General features: G+C 68.2%; 14 protein-coding genes. 6 read left to right on the top strand and 8 right to left on the bottom strand.

What is annotated here, in order from left to right:
• Positions 1-20 precede the first annotated feature (20 nt).
• Both BXA00_RS11295 and gpmA read right to left on the bottom strand, forming a co-directional pair.
• Positions 21-1,622: a murein hydrolase activator EnvC gene (locus BXA00_RS11295; protein WP_076518576.1), complete on the bottom strand. Its 1,602-nt coding sequence runs from the start codon at positions 1,620-1,622 to the stop codon at positions 21-23.
• Positions 1,623-1,629: 7 nt separating this feature from the next.
• On the bottom strand, positions 1,630-2,382 hold the full coding sequence (gpmA, locus tag BXA00_RS11290) for a 2,3-diphosphoglycerate-dependent phosphoglycerate mutase (RefSeq protein WP_076518575.1): 753 nt from the start codon (positions 2,380-2,382) through the stop codon (positions 1,630-1,632).
• A gap of 188 nt (positions 2,383-2,570) precedes the next feature.
• Here gpmA and BXA00_RS11285 point away from each other — a divergent pair, with 188 nt between their 5' ends.
• The 5 genes from BXA00_RS11285 (at position 2,571) to BXA00_RS11265 (ending at position 6,019) form a co-directional block, all read left to right on the top strand.
• The gene (locus BXA00_RS11285; protein WP_076518574.1) at positions 2,571-2,993 is read left to right on the top strand and encodes a rhodanese-like domain-containing protein; all 423 of its coding nucleotides are present in this window, start codon (positions 2,571-2,573) and stop codon (positions 2,991-2,993) included.
• A gap of 53 nt (positions 2,994-3,046) precedes the next feature.
• Complete coding sequence (gene grxC / locus BXA00_RS11280) at positions 3,047-3,304, top strand: glutaredoxin 3 (RefSeq protein WP_076518573.1); 258 nt, start codon at positions 3,047-3,049, stop codon at positions 3,302-3,304.
• A 36-nt stretch (positions 3,305-3,340) separates the two neighbouring features.
• On the top strand, positions 3,341-3,877 hold the full coding sequence (secB, locus tag BXA00_RS11275; RefSeq protein WP_076518572.1) for a protein-export chaperone SecB: 537 nt from the start codon (positions 3,341-3,343) through the stop codon (positions 3,875-3,877).
• A gap of 17 nt (positions 3,878-3,894) precedes the next feature.
• A complete protein-coding gene (locus BXA00_RS11270; protein ID WP_076518571.1) occupies positions 3,895-4,962 on the top strand; it encodes an NAD(P)H-dependent glycerol-3-phosphate dehydrogenase in 1,068 nt (355 codons plus the stop codon).
• A 64-nt stretch (positions 4,963-5,026) separates the two neighbouring features.
• Complete coding sequence (locus BXA00_RS11265; RefSeq protein ID WP_076518570.1) at positions 5,027-6,019, top strand: tripartite tricarboxylate transporter substrate binding protein; 993 nt, start codon at positions 5,027-5,029, stop codon at positions 6,017-6,019.
• Positions 6,020-6,050: 31 nt separating this feature from the next.
• Here the strand turns inward: BXA00_RS11265 and BXA00_RS11260 are convergent, their stop codons facing one another.
• Both BXA00_RS11260 and BXA00_RS11255 read right to left on the bottom strand, forming a co-directional pair.
• Positions 6,051-6,521 carry a tRNA (cytidine(34)-2'-O)-methyltransferase gene (locus tag BXA00_RS11260; RefSeq protein WP_076518569.1) on the bottom strand — a complete coding sequence of 157 codons (471 nt, stop codon included), beginning with the start codon at positions 6,519-6,521 and terminating at the stop codon, positions 6,051-6,053.
• Positions 6,522-6,710: 189 nt separating this feature from the next.
• Positions 6,711-7,445 (bottom strand): ComF family protein, encoded by a 735-nt coding sequence (locus BXA00_RS11255; protein ID WP_369825605.1) that lies wholly within the window; start codon positions 7,443-7,445, stop codon positions 6,711-6,713.
• A 90-nt stretch (positions 7,446-7,535) separates the two neighbouring features.
• On the opposite strand from BXA00_RS11255, the gene BXA00_RS11250 reads away from it, so the two are divergent.
• Positions 7,536-8,471, top strand: a complete 936-nt coding sequence (locus BXA00_RS11250; protein WP_076518567.1) for a methyltransferase domain-containing protein — start codon at positions 7,536-7,538, stop codon at positions 8,469-8,471.
• A gap of 51 nt (positions 8,472-8,522) precedes the next feature.
• On the opposite strand, the gene BXA00_RS11245 is transcribed toward BXA00_RS11250, so the two are convergent.
• The 4 genes from BXA00_RS11245 to BXA00_RS11230 all read right to left on the bottom strand — a co-directional run bounded on the left by BXA00_RS11245 (position 8,523) and on the right by BXA00_RS11230 (position 13,729).
• Positions 8,523-9,761 (bottom strand): YbdK family carboxylate-amine ligase, encoded by a 1,239-nt coding sequence (locus BXA00_RS11245; RefSeq protein WP_076518566.1) that lies wholly within the window; start codon positions 9,759-9,761, stop codon positions 8,523-8,525.
• 373 nt (positions 9,762-10,134) lie between these two features.
• Positions 10,135-11,604, bottom strand: a complete 1,470-nt coding sequence (locus BXA00_RS11240) for a TrkH family potassium uptake protein (RefSeq protein WP_076518565.1) — start codon at positions 11,602-11,604, stop codon at positions 10,135-10,137.
• 53 nt (positions 11,605-11,657) lie between these two features.
• Positions 11,658-13,037 carry a Trk system potassium transporter TrkA gene (gene trkA / locus BXA00_RS11235; protein WP_076518564.1) on the bottom strand — a complete coding sequence of 460 codons (1,380 nt, stop codon included), beginning with the start codon at positions 13,035-13,037 and terminating at the stop codon, positions 11,658-11,660.
• Complete coding sequence (locus BXA00_RS11230) at positions 13,034-13,729, bottom strand: response regulator (protein ID WP_076518563.1); 696 nt, start codon at positions 13,727-13,729, stop codon at positions 13,034-13,036. The genes trkA and BXA00_RS11230 overlap by 4 nt, the downstream gene beginning before the upstream one ends.
• Between the last annotated feature and the right edge of the window lie 8 nt (positions 13,730-13,737).

The raw sequence follows: 13,737 nt of genomic DNA, 5'->3' as shown, positions 1-13,737 counted from the left end.
TCGAGACAGACGGCGTGAATCTACTGCGCCAGCCACTGGGCCGGGTCCACAGGAGCGCCACGATGGCGAATTTCAAAGTATAGGCCGGATTCCACTTGGCCGCCGGTTGCCCCTACCGTAGCAATAGTATCGCCGCCCGCCACCGCATCGCCCACCCGTTTGAGCAGGCTTTGGTTGTAAGCATAGACGGTCAGGTACTGCTGCCCATGATCCACGATGATCAGATTTCCAAAGCCGCGCAGCCAATCGGCGTAGACCACCGTGCCCGGGGCCACCACCTTGACAGGCGTGCCCTCGGCCGCGCGCAGCACCACGCCCCGCCACACGCCGCCATCCGGACGGTCCACCCCGAACCTGCCCTGGATCTGCCCGCGGACGGGCATGGCCAGGCCGTGGCGCAGCCCGTTGCCCGCGCCCACGGGGGCCGCCTTGGCTGACTGCTGCGACGAAGCACTGCGCGTTGGAGTGGCGCCGCCCTCGATCGGTTCCGCCTTTTTGGGGGGATCCGCGGGTTTTGCCTGAGTCGGCGTATCGGCCGGACCGCCGATGCGGGTCTGCCGCTGCTCGGCCGGACGCAATCCGGCGGCGTCGGGGTCGGCCACGGCCACCGGGCCGCGATTCTGGCGGGCCGCCGCCTCGACCTGCTCGCGCGCCTGGGCGGCCTCGCGGGCTTCGCTGTCGCGGCGCACGCCGTCTTCGGCGGCCTTGCGGTCCGCCTCGGCCTTGCGGCGGGCGTCCTGCGCACGGCGTTCGGCCTCGGCGCGCTTCTTGGCCTCTTCGGTGGCGCGGCGGGCCTCTTCGGCCGCGCGCCGCGCTTCCTCGGCCCGTCGGACCTCCTCGGCCCGCTTGCGCGCCTCTTCGGCCTTGCGTGCTTCCTCGAGCTGCTTGGCGATGGCCGCGTCCAGATCGGTGATGAGGCGAGACAGGCGCTGGTCGTCGCGCCCCAGCTTGTTGGCTTCGGCGCGCTGGGCGGCGATCTGTCCCTCAAGTTGGGCCAGCAGGGTCGCGCGCTCTTTCTGCTGCGCGACCAGGGCGGTTTTCTGTTCGGAGGTCTCGGCGACCACTTTTTCGATCTCGGCGCGGCGGTCGTCCGCGCGCGCCTGCAACGCGGCCAGCCGGTCGATGTCGGCCCGCAGCGCCTTCACGGCGTCCGCCCGGGCGCGAGACACGTAGTCCAGATAGCCGAGGTTGCGGCCCAGCACCTGGGGATCGTCGCCCGAGAGCAGCGCCGTCCAGGGCGACAGGCCGCTGGTGTATTGGGTGCGCAGCTGGTCGGCCAGTTCGACGCGGCGCTTGGCCAGCACGGCCTCTTGCACGGTGATCTGCTTTTCCAGCGACGCGAGGTCCGCCGTGGCCTGGCGGTTGGCGTCGGCCAGTTCCTTCAGGCGCAGGTTGATCCGGGAAATGGACGATTCCGACTGCTTGAGCGCGTCGGCAGCCTCTTTGCGGGCGGCCTCGCGCTGGTCGATGTCTTTTTGCAGGTTCTCGATGCGGTCGCGCAACGCGGCCTGCTGCTTTTCGGCGTCGGACTGGCGCCCGGCGAGGTCGCTGGGCGCGGCGCGCGCAGGCAGCGCCGCTCCGGCCAGCATGACCGCCAACAACAACCCCGCCGTGCGACGCATAGAGATATCAGTCCTTCTTGGCCTTGCCCTGGGCCGCCACCGCGGCCATGGCCGCCTCGATCTCGGCGGCATCGCCGAGATAATAGTGGCGGATGGGACGCAGGTCATCATCCAATTCATAAACCAGCGGCTGGCCGGTGGGGATGTTCAGGTTGACGATGTCGTCGTCCGAGACGTTGTCCAGGTGCTTGATCAGGGCGCGCAGGCTGTTGCCATGGGCGGCGATCAGCACCTTGCGGCCCGAGCGGATGGCCGGGGCGATGGATTCGTTCCAGAACGGCAGCACGCGGGCCACGGTGTCCTTCAGGCACTCGGTGGCGGGAAGCTGGTCGGCCGGAATCTTGGCGTAGCGGCTGTCGAAACGCGGGTGGCGTTCATCGTCCAGCGACAGCGGCTCCGGGGCGATGGCATAGGCGCGGCGCCAGATCAGCACCTGCTCGTCGCCATACTTGGCGGCCGTCTCGGACTTGTTCAGGCCCTGCAGGGCGCCGTAATGGCGCTCGTTCAGGCGCCAGTTCACGCCGACCGGGGTGTACATGGCGTCCATGGCGTCCAGCGCGATCCAGAGCGTGCGGATGGCGCGCTTGAGGACGGAGGTGTAGGCCAGGTCGAAGGTGTAGCCTTCCTTCTTGAGCAGTTCGCCGGCCTTGCGGGCCTGTTCGCGGCCCGTGTCGGTGAGATCGACGTCGGTCCAGCCGGTGAATCGGTTGTCCAGGTTCCACTGGCTTTCGCCATGGCGCATCAGTACGAGTTTATGCATGGTTTGGGGCGCCCGCCGCGCGGGTTAAAGTTGGAGGATGGTTAAGGAATGCGCTCATTTTATAATTGAGTGATTTTGCCCGTGATTTTGCCCCGGCGCACCGCGTCCACTTCCCGGACGCGGCGCATCAGGGTTCGCCCCTACCAGGCTGGCCGACGTACGCTGGCCGACGTACTACAGGAAACCCCGTGGATCTTCTGCAATTCTTGCTCGATAAAAACAACATTTTCATTGTCGCCGTCGCCGTGGTCTCCGGCGTGATGCTGATCATTCCCGCCCTGCGCAAGGGCCGGACGGGGTCCGCCATCAGCACGAATGAAGCCATCCAGATGGTCAACCAGCGCAATGCCGTGTGGGTCGACGTGCGTCCCGCCGAACAATTCCAGGCCGGCCACATCGCGCAGGCACGAAACGTGCCGGCGGCCGACATCGAGCAGAAGGCCAGCTCGCTGCCCAAGAACAAGCCGCTCGTGGTGGTCTGCGACAACGGCCGCGACTCGGCCCGCGCCGTCGCCAAGCTGCGCGCCCAGGGCTTTACCGACGTGGTGCCGCTCGAAGGCGGCATGCGCGCCTGGTCGGCGGCCAGCCTGCCGGTCACCCAGAAGGGTTGAATCGGGGCGACTCGCCCCCATCTTCCTTTTCTTGTACCCCCCAGGAGCGCCCTATGAACAAAGTTGTCATGTACAGCAAGGACTATTGCCCGTATTGCGCCCGCGCCAAGGCGCTGCTGGAGCAGCGCGGCGTGGACGATCTGGAAATCATCCAGATCGACCGGGAGCCGTCCCAACGCGACATCATGATCGAACGAACCGGCCGGCGCACCGTCCCCCAGATCTTCATCGGCGAAACCCATGTCGGCGGATGCGACGACCTGATGGCCCTGGACCGCTCGGGTGAACTGACGCCCCTGCTGAACGGCTAATCGCCCCTTTTTGCCCTCCCACCAACGGAAACACTCATGGCTGATCAAGACCAAAACACCCAGCAAGAAGGCGGCAACGACGCGCCCTCGTTCAATCTGCAGCGCGTCTACCTGAAAGACCTTTCGCTGGAAATGCCCAACGCGCCCCACGTGTTCCTGGAGCAGGAAGCGCCCCAGGTCGAGGTGAGCATCACCGTGGGCGGGCAGCGCCTGGCCGAAACCGTGTTCGAAACCACGGTCACCGTCACCGTCACCACGCGCATCAACGACAAGGTCGTGTACCTGGTCGAAGGCACGCAAGCCGGCATCTTCGAAGCGGCCAACATTCCGGAAGAGCAGCTCGACCCGCTGCTGGGCATTGTCTGCCCCACGATGCTGTATCCGTACCTGCGCGCCAACATCGCCGATGCGATCACCCGCACCTCGATGCCCCCGCTGCACCTGACCGAGGTGAACTTCCAGGCTCTGTACGAGCAGCGCATCGCCGAACTGCAACAGCAGCAGGCTGGCGCCGCCAACGGCAGCGCAGGCGACTCGGGCATCATCCTGCCCCCCGGCGCCACCCGCCAGTAAGCACGCTGCGGCGCCCCATGAACCAACCCGCCGAGCCGCGCCTGCGCGTCGCCGTCCTGGGTGCGGGCAGTTGGGGCACCGCGCTGGCGGCGGCCGCAAGCCGCCGCCACCCCACCCAGCTCTGGGCGCGTGAAGCCGCGCAAGCGGCCGCCATGGCCGCCACCCACGAGAATGCCCGCTACCTGCCGGGCATCACCCTGCCCAAGACGCTGCAGTTTTCCTCCGACCTGGACGCCACCCTGCGCACCCTGCAGGACGACGCCGCGCGCCGCCTGATCGTGCTGGGCGTGCCGGTCGCGGGCCTCACGTCTCTTTGCGAGGCGCTGTCGCAACGGCTGCCCGCGCTGGGTCTGCAGGACACCCCCATCGTCTGGACGTGCAAGGGCTTTGAAGCCGACACGGCCAGACTGCCCCATGAAATCATGCGCGAGGCGCTGCCCGGTGCGACCGGCGGCGCCTTGTCGGGCCCGTCGTTCGCGCGCGAAGTCGCGCAGGGCCTGCCCGTCGCCCTGACCGTCGCCAGCAGCAGCCCCGCCCTGCGCGACGCCACCACCGCCGCCTTCCACGGCGCGGCGCTGCGCGTCTACGCCAGCACGGACCTCATCGGCGTGGAGGTCGGCGGCGCGCTGAAGAACGTCATCGCCGTCGCCTGCGGCATCTGCGACGGCCTCGCGCTGGGCACCAATGCCCGCGCCGCGCTGATCACCCGCGGCCTGGCCGAAATGACCCGCTTTGGCGTGGCGCTGGGCGCGCAGGCCGAGACTTTCGCCGGCCTGACCGGCCTGGGCGACCTGGTGCTGACCGCCACCGGCGACCTGTCGCGCAACCGGCGCGTGGGCCTGGAGATCGGCGCGGGCCGCAAGCTGGCCGACATCCTGGCCAGCGGCGTGACGGCGGAAGGCGTGCGCTGCGCGCGCGCCGCCCTGGACCGCGCCCGCGCCATCAATGTCGAATTGCCCATTACCGAAGCCGTGTGCGCCGTGCTGTTCGAGGGCGTGGCGCCCATGACGGCGGTCTCGGCCCTGCTGGCGCGGGATGCCCGCTACGAAGGGTCCGGCTCGGACCAGGCGCCGGGCGCCGCCTGACGGGCGCGCCTCTCATCCATTACCGACAACAAGACACGACACCCACCCCGAGGAGACCTCCTTCATGACGCAAACCCGCAAGTTCCGGGTCGGCCCGCTGCTGCGTGGCCTGTGCCTGAGCCTGGCCGCCATCCTGCCCGCCGCCGCCCATGCCGACTGGCCCGAGCGGCCGATCCACATGGTCGTGCCCTTCCCGCCGGGTTCGTCCCCCGACATCCTGGCGCGCACGATCTCCGAGCCGCTGTCGCAGGCGCTGGGCCAGCCCATCGTCATCGACAACAAGCCGGGCGCGGGCGGCAACATCGGCACGCGTCTCGTGGCGCAGGCCAAGCCCGACGGCTATACGCTGCTTTATACGATCAACGGCCCGCTGGTCACCGCGCCCACGCTCTACAAGAAGACGCTGGGCTACGACCCGCTCAACGACCTGGAGCCGGTCTCGCTGGTGGGCACCAGCCCCAACGTGCTGGTGGTGCCGGGCAGTCTGAAGGTCGACAACGTCCAGGACTTCGTCAAACTGGTCAAAGGCCGCGGCAACTCGCTGAACTATGGATCGGTCGGCCCCGGCAGTTCGGCCCACCTGGCCATGGAGATGTTCAAGGAGAGCGCGGGCGTCGACCTGGCCCACATCCCCTACTCCGGTTTTCCGCAGGTCATCACCGCCATCATCGGCGGGGACGTGCAGGCCGGGTTCATGGTGCCCGCCATCGCCGTGCCCCAGGCGCGCGACGGCAAGGTGAAGCTGCTGGCCGTGACCAGCCTGAAGCCCAGCGACGCCCTGCCCGGCGTGCCGACCATGGCCTCGCAAGGCTACCCGGACTTCGAAGCCATCTCGTGGAACGCCGTGCTGGCGCCGGCCGGCACGCCGACGCCCATCGTCGAAAGGCTCAACAGCGAACTGGCGCGCATCATCAACAGCGACGCCGTCCGCAAGCAGTTCGCGCTGCAGTACTTCACGCCCGCGGCGTCCACGCCGGAAGCCCTGACCGCCCGCATCAAGAATGAAAAGGCGCGCTGGGATCAGGTGATCGACAAGCTGCAGCTGTCGCTGGACTGAGCCCGGGCCCGCGCCTGACCGGAGGTGGCGTCTACGCGCCGCCTTCGTAGCCTTGCTGGCGCCAGGCTTCGAATACCGTGACCGCCACGGCGTTGGACAGGTTCAGACTGCGCTGGCCGGCGCGCATCGGCAGCCGCAGCCGCTGCTGGGGCGGGAACATCGCCTGATGCGCGTCCGACAGGCCGGCGCTTTCGCGGCCAAACACGAACACATCGCCCGGCTTGAAACTGACGTCGGCCACGCTGCGCTGGGCATGGGTGGTCAACGCGTAGATGCTGGACGGGGCCGCCCCCGTATCCGCCAGCGCCTCCTGCAGCGTGTCGTGCACGCGCACCGGCTGCCACTCGTGATAATCCAGCCCGGCCCGCCGCATGCGGGCATCATCCAGTTCAAATCCCAAGGGACGCACCAGGTGCAACTGCGCCCCGGTATTGGCGCACAGCCGGATGGCATTGCCGGTGTTGGGAGGGATCTCCGGGCAGACGAGAATGACGTGGAACATGGCGGATGCAGACGTGAAATGGCCCGCGGCCAGGAAACGGCCGCAGGTGCGTGATTGTCGCCGATTTGCCGGCGGCGGCCACTGGGGCGGCCGGTGCGGATGCCTGCTCAGCGGCCGGCGCGGATGCCTGCGCAGCGGCCGGCGCGGAGGTACGAGCCGCGGCCCGTGCGCCCGCCCCGCCCGGCCGGCTCACGGCGTGCGCGCCGCCACCAGCACCGTCACGCTGGCAGCACCCGCGGCCAGCAGCGCGGCGGCCGCCGCGTCGGCCGTGCTGCCGGTGGTCATGACGTCATCCACCACCGCCACATGGCGCCCGGGCAGCGGATGCGGACAAACGAACAAGCCCGCCGTGCCTTGCTGCCGCGCCCGCCGATCGAGCGTGGCCTGGCGGGGCGTGTCACGCCGCCGCGTCAGCAGGTGGCGCGGCGGGGGCAGCGCAAGCTCGACCGCCAGGCTGCGGGCGATCTCGGCGGCCGGATTCATGCCGCGCTGGCGCAGCGACGCGCGGCTGGCGGGAACGGGCACGAGCAGCAGGCCGGGCGGCGGCAGGGCGTGCGCGCCTTCGGCCTGCAACACTTCGGCCCGCAACGCATCGGCCATCAACCGCGCCAGCACGGGCGCCATGCTGAGCCGCAATTGCGTCTTGAGCATCAGGATCAGCGTGTCGGCCGGCGGCGCATAGTCAAACGCGGCCACCGTGCGGCAAAAGGCCCGCGGCCGCGCCAGGCACGCCGCGCAAGCCGAGCCGCCCGCCTGCAGACGCAGCGCACACCGCGGACACCGCGCGCCGGCGCCCGGCGGGGCGGCCAGGATGTCGGCCTGGCACCCCGGGCACAGCCGCGCCCCCGCCACGCGGGCGCCGCACAGGGGACAGTCGCAGCCGGCGCGCGACAGCAGCCGTCGCCCCATGTCCAGTAGGGGCAATCGGAACCTGCCGCCGGGATGCGCAATAATGTGTGCCATCCCTCATCACACCATGCTCCGCCCCCGGGCGATCCCGCGGGCGCGACCGAAATGTCCCTGCCAGAAACCGCAACGCCCCCCTCCCTGCCCCTCGTCAGCGCCGACGTGCCGCGCCAGTTCGCGCGCCGCGGCGACCTGGCCGACGCCCAGTTCCTTTATGGCGAAGTGGCGCGCCGCATGCTCGGCCGCCTGCAGTACATCCGCGTCCAGCCCCAGGCCCTGCTGGATGCCGGCTGCGGCGCCGGCGACAACCTGCCGCTGCTGCGCGAACGCTATCCCGAAGCGGCCTACACCGGCCTGGACAACTGCGAGCCCCTGCTCGACCACGCGCGCAAGCGCCACGCGCCCGGCGGGCTCTCGGCCTGGATCGGCAAGCTGGCGCGCCGGGGCCCGCCCGCGCCCGCCTTCGTCAATGCAGACCTGGCGCGCACGGGCCTCGCGCCCGAATCGCTGGAACTGGTGTGGTCGAACATGGCCATGCACTGGCATCGCGAACCGCACGCCGTGCTGGCCGAATGGCGCCGCATCCTGAAGGTGGGCGGCCTGGCGATGTTTTCCTGTTTGGGGCCCGCCACGCTGCGCGAATTGCGCCAGGCGCTGGCCGACGCCGGCCTGCGCACCGCCACGCCCTCGTTCGTGGACATGCACGACTTCGGCGACCTGCTGGTGGAAAACGGGTTTGCAGACCCGGTCATGGACCAGGAGATCCTCACGCTGACCTACCGCAGCCCCGAAAAGCTGCTGCAGGACGTGCGCGCGCTGGGCGGCAACCCCGCCGAAGGACGCCGCGGCGCACTGGTGGGCCGGGACTGGCGCGACCGCCTGTGCGCGGCGCTGGAAGCGCAGCGCAACGCGGACGGCCTCATCCCCTTGAGCATCGAAGTGGCCTACGGCCATGCCTGGCGGGCGGCGGCCCACCGGACCGTGGCGGGCGAAACCCGCCTGTCCATCAGCGCGATCGGCGGCCGCCAGCGCGGAACCCCCTGAACAGGGGGCCGCGCCCGGCAGACCGGATACCTGCGACCTGAGGTGTGACCCCTAGTGCAGGCGTTCGGGCACGCTGACGCCCGGTTCGGACGCCGCCAGGCTCTGCATGGGCTCCGACGTGGCCCGGATACGGCGGCGCAGCACTGCCGTGGGCTCGGCCGGCGGCGCGACCGGCGCCGCCACGCCGCGCCAGGCGTTCGCCATGGCTTCCACCACCAGCGGCAGGTCGCGCAGCCGGTGGTACTGGCTGCGCAGCCAGCGGGAATCGTTGCCGGACCGCATGGCGTCGTCGCGCAGGTCGGCGATCATGTCGCCCGTGCCCAGCTCTTCGGCCACCGGCATCAGCCGCTGGAACAGCGCCCGCAGATGGTCCATCAGACGCACGCGCTGGCCATCGGGCATCACGTAGCTGCCCTGCAGGCCAAAGCGGCAGGCCTGGAAATGATTACTGCGATAGGACAGCCAGGCGCTGTCGCCGGGGTCTTCCTCGCGCATCAGCAGGACGGCCAGCGCCTGCGCAAAGGCGGCCACCTGGCAGGCCCGCTCGACCGTGAGCGGCGTGTCGCAGACGCGGATCTCGACCGTGCCGTACTCGGGCTTGGGACGGATGTCCCAGTACAGGTCCTTGATGCTTTCAGCCAGGCCGAACGCGCGCAGTTGCGAAATATGGGCTTCGAACTGGTACCAGTCCTTGACCTCGGGCGGCAGGTGGCCGGCGAGCGGGAAGCTGTTGACCGCGTTCAGGCGCGAGCACGAGAACAGGGTATCCACGCCCTCGCAGTAGGGCGAAGAGGCCGACAGCGCAATGAAATGCGGCACGTACGGCGACAGGCGGCGCAGCAGTTTGATGGAATCGTCGCCGCTCTTCACGCCCAGGTGGATGTGCTGGCCGAACACCGTGAATTGACGCGCCAGGTAACCATACATTTCGGCCAGGTACTGGAAGCGCGGGGTATCCGAGATGGACCGCTCCTGCCAGCGCATGAAGGGATGGGCGCCGCCGCCGGCCACGGAAACGCCGACGGCATCTGCGGCTTCGACCAGCGCATCGCGCATCTCGCGCATCTCGGCCAGCAGACCCATCGGGTGCTCGTGCACCGAGGAGTTCAGTTCAATCATGGACCGCGTGATTTCCGGTTTGACGCGGTCGGCAATGGGATGGTTGGCCATCTGGGCCAACAGTTCGTCAGAGGCTGCAGCAAGGTCAAAACTGCGGGGGTCGATCAGTTGCAGCTCGAGTTCGATGCCCAGGGTGTTGGGGGCCGACGAAATGAACGGGATCTGTTCCATCTCGGACTCCTTTGAATGTTTGATGAGGGTATGCGCCGTTCGACCTTGAAGCCCGGCAACTTCCCGGGGGGCACTAGACGGCGGCTTGTGAACGCATGATAGCCGCAGCTTTGTGGCAAAACGATTGAAAATCGTGACATTTGTGTGCAACATCGCGAATCATCCCGTTTTGCCCTCTGAAGAAAAGTGAGCAAGCGCTTACAACACAGGATTGGCGCGGGTTCCCGGCCGGCGAGGCGCCGCAGGCCAGTCTGCAAGGGGCTTTCGAGAGGGGATGGGATAACCCTTTATAGGGTTATCCCCTAGAAAATGGCGGGGCACCGGCGGGGCTACCGGCGGGGCTACACCCCGCTACCGGCGGCGCTACCCCCCATTACTTGCGCCAGAAAATCGGCGTGAAGAGCACCAGCACCGTCATCAGTTCCAGGCGTCCGATCAGCATGGCAAAGGTGCAGACCCAGATCTGGAAATCCGACAGCACCGCAAAGCTGCCCATCGGCCCGACGGGGCCCAGGCCCGGCCCGGTGTTGTTCACGGTGGCAAACACGGCCGAGAACGCCGTGATGGGATCCAGGCCCGACAGCAGCAGCAGGCTGGTGAACACGGCGATGGTCATGCCGTAGAACAGCATGAAGGCCAGCACCGACGACATGGTCCGCGCCTCCACCGCCCGGCCGCTGATCCGGACCGGACTGACGGCATGCGGGTGCAGCATGGTCACCAGCTCATTGCGGGCCTGCTTGACCAGCAGGATGGCCCGGATCATCTTGATTCCGCCCCCCGTGGACCCGGCCGACGTGGCGAACCCCGACAGCAACAGCATCGTCAGCGGCGCGAACAGCGGCCACTGCGCATAGTCCGTATTGGCGTAACCGGTCGTCGTCGCCACCGAGATGGTGTTGAACATGCCATAGCGCAGCGCCTCCAGCGGGTCGGCATAGACCCCCTTGAAGAACAGGAAGACCGAGATGACCAGGCCGGCCCCCAGCACGATGACCAGGTAGGGAATGGCCTCCGGGCAGCGCCAGTAGGCGCGCGGGCTGCGCTGGCGCAGGGCGTTGAAGTGCGTGGCGAAATTGATGCCGGCGATCAGCATGAAGGCCATGGCCACCATTTCCACCGCCACGGAATCGAAATGCGCGAAGCCGTCGTCCCAGGTGGAAAAGCCGCCCAGCCCCATGGTGGTGGCCATATGGCACCAAGCCTCGAACCAGGACAGCCCGGCAAGCCGGTAGGCCAGGAAGCACAGGATCGAAAACGCGAAATACACCGCGTACAGGGCCTTGGCCGTACTGGCGATGCGCGGCGTCAGCCGCTCGTCCTTCATGGGGCCCGGGGTTTCCGCCCGGACCACCTGGTGCCCGCCGACGCCCAGCAGGGGCAGAATGGCCACGGCCAGCACCAGGATGCCCATGCCGCCGATCCAGACCAGCGTGGCGCGCCACAGGTTGATCGACGGCGGCAAGGCGTCCAGGTTGGTCAGCACCGTGGCGCCGGTGGTGGTCAGCCCCGACATGGCCTCGAAATACGCGCTGGTGAACGACAGCGGCAGCCCGGCGCGATGGAAGTAGAGCATCAGCGGGATGGAGGCCAGCAACGGCAGCCCGGCCCACACCGCCGACACCAGGACAAAGCCGTCGCGCGCCCGCAATTCGCTGCGATGGGGCCGCGTCAACGCGACCAGGCCGCCGCCGATGCCGATCGAGATCAGGAACCCGTCGCGAAAGGCCTCGCGCGCCCCATCCGCCCCCATATAGGCGATGAACACCGGAATCAGCATGGTGAGGGCGAACATCACCATGGTGAGGCCCAGGATGTACAAGGTGGCCAGTACGCGCTTCATGGAGGCTTAGCCGGCTGCGCGGGGGCCGCGCATGGGTGGGAGCACGCGGCGCATCAGAAAAATGACGCCGAGACCTGGAACAGCTTTTCCACGCGCGGCATCTGCTGGCGCGAGGGCACGAAGACGATGACGTGGTCGTCGGTTTCGATCACGGTGTCGGCGTCAGGCAGGATGATTTCTTCGCCACGCACCAGCGCGCCGATGCTGGCGCCCTTGGGCAGGCTGATCTGACCCACCGCGCGGCCGACCACCTTGGAGGTGGAGCGGTCGCCGTGGGCGATGGCCTCCAGCGCCTCCGCGACGCCCTGGCGCAGCCGGTGCACCGCCACCACGTCGCCCCGGCGCACGTGCCGCAGCAGTTCGCTCATGGTGGCCTGCGAGGGCGACACGGCGATGTCGATATGGCTGCCCTGCATCAGTTCGCCGTAGGCCTGGCGGTTGATCAGCGCGATCACCTTGCGCGCGCCCAGGCGCTTGGCGAGCAGGGACGACATGATGTTGTCTTCGTCGTCGCTGGTCAGTGCCAGCCACGTGTCCATGTCTTCGATGTTTTCGCGCTCCAGCAGGGCCTCGTCGGTGCCGCTGCCGTGCAGGATCAGCACGCTGTCCGGGAGCTGGGTCGCCAGGTATTCGCAGCGCTTCAGGTCGTGCTCGATGATGCGGACGCTGTATTTTTCCTCGGCGAGCTGACGCGCCAGGCGCAGGCCGATATTGCCGCCGCCCGCGATCATCACGCGGCGCACCGCCCGTTCGGCGTCGCGCAGCTTCCTGACGGCGCGGCGGGCATGGTCCGAGTCCACCACCAGCACCACTTCGTCGCCCGGCGCGACGACCGTGCCGCTGCCCGCCCGCAGCGGACGCCCGCCACGCAGCACGTCGATCACGCGCGCCTTCACGTCGGGCCAGACATCGCGCAGCTTGTCGACGGACGAATGGGCCATCGGGCTGCCGTGCCCCACGCGCACGGTGACGACGCTGACGCGGCCCTCGGCAAATTCGACGACCTGCAGGGCTTCGGGGAACTCGATGAGGCTGTGCAGGTAGGTGGTGACGCTGCGCTCGGGACTGATGAGCGCGTCGATGCAGAAGCCCTCTTCGCTCATGAGCTCCGGATGCTCGGGGAATTCGGCCGAACGGATGCGGGCAATGCGGCGGGGGATGTTGAACAGCTGGCGCGCGATCTTGCACGCGACCATGTTGGCGGAATCGGAGGCCGCACAGGCGATGAGCAGGTCCGTGTCGGCGGCGCCGGCGTTTTCAAGCACCGACACCTGCGAGCCGTCGCCCCGGACGACGCGCAGGTCGAAGTGTTCTTGCAGGTATTTGAGCTGGACCGGATCGGAATCGATGACCGTGATGTCGTTCTGTTCGGACACCAGGTTCTCCGCCACGCTGGTGCCAACGCGGCCAGCGCCCATGATCAGGATCTTCATGTGCTGCGCTTGCGCGCGGACTCGATGCCCAATTGCTTGAGCTTGCGATAGAGGTGGGTGCGCTCCAGCCCGGTCCGCTCGGACACGCGCGTCATGCTGTGACTTTCCCTGACCAGGTGGTATTCAAAATAGATGCGTTCGAATTCGTCGCGCGCCTCGCGCAGCGGCTGGTCCAGCGAGATGCTGCCCAACTGGCCGTTCGAGGCGGCCGGCGCATCCGAGGCGGACACGGCAGCCAGGGCGGCGGGCGGATCCAGTTCGTCTTCCAGGGCCACCACCGGACTGGGCGCGGCCGGGTTGACGGCGGCAGGCGCGGGATGCGGCAGGCGGCCGCGCGCCAGGCCCGCGGCAACGGTCTTGAGCAGACGCTGCAGCGTGATGGGCTTTTCGAGGAAATCCATGGCGCCGATGCGCGTGGCTTCGACCGCCGTGTCGATGGTGGCATGGCCGCTCATCATGATGACGGGCATGTCCAGGAGGCCCTGCGAACCCCACTCCTTGAGCAGGCTCACGCCGTCGGTGTCGGGCATCCAGATGTCCAGCAACACCAGATCAGGACGCATGCGAAGGCGGGCAGCGCGCGCTTGCGCCGCGTTTTCGGCCAGCTCGACCGTGTGTCCCTCGTCGTAAAGGATTTCCGACAAAAGCTCGCGTATACCGACTTCGTCGTCAACCACCAGAATTCTGGCCATAAAGCATC

Source organism: Achromobacter sp. MFA1 R4, from assembly GCF_900156745.1.
GTDB lineage: Bacteria > Pseudomonadota > Gammaproteobacteria > Burkholderiales > Burkholderiaceae_B > Achromobacter.
The sequence above is the reverse complement of the archived record's forward strand: the minus strand, read 5'-3'. Positions and strand labels throughout refer to the sequence as shown.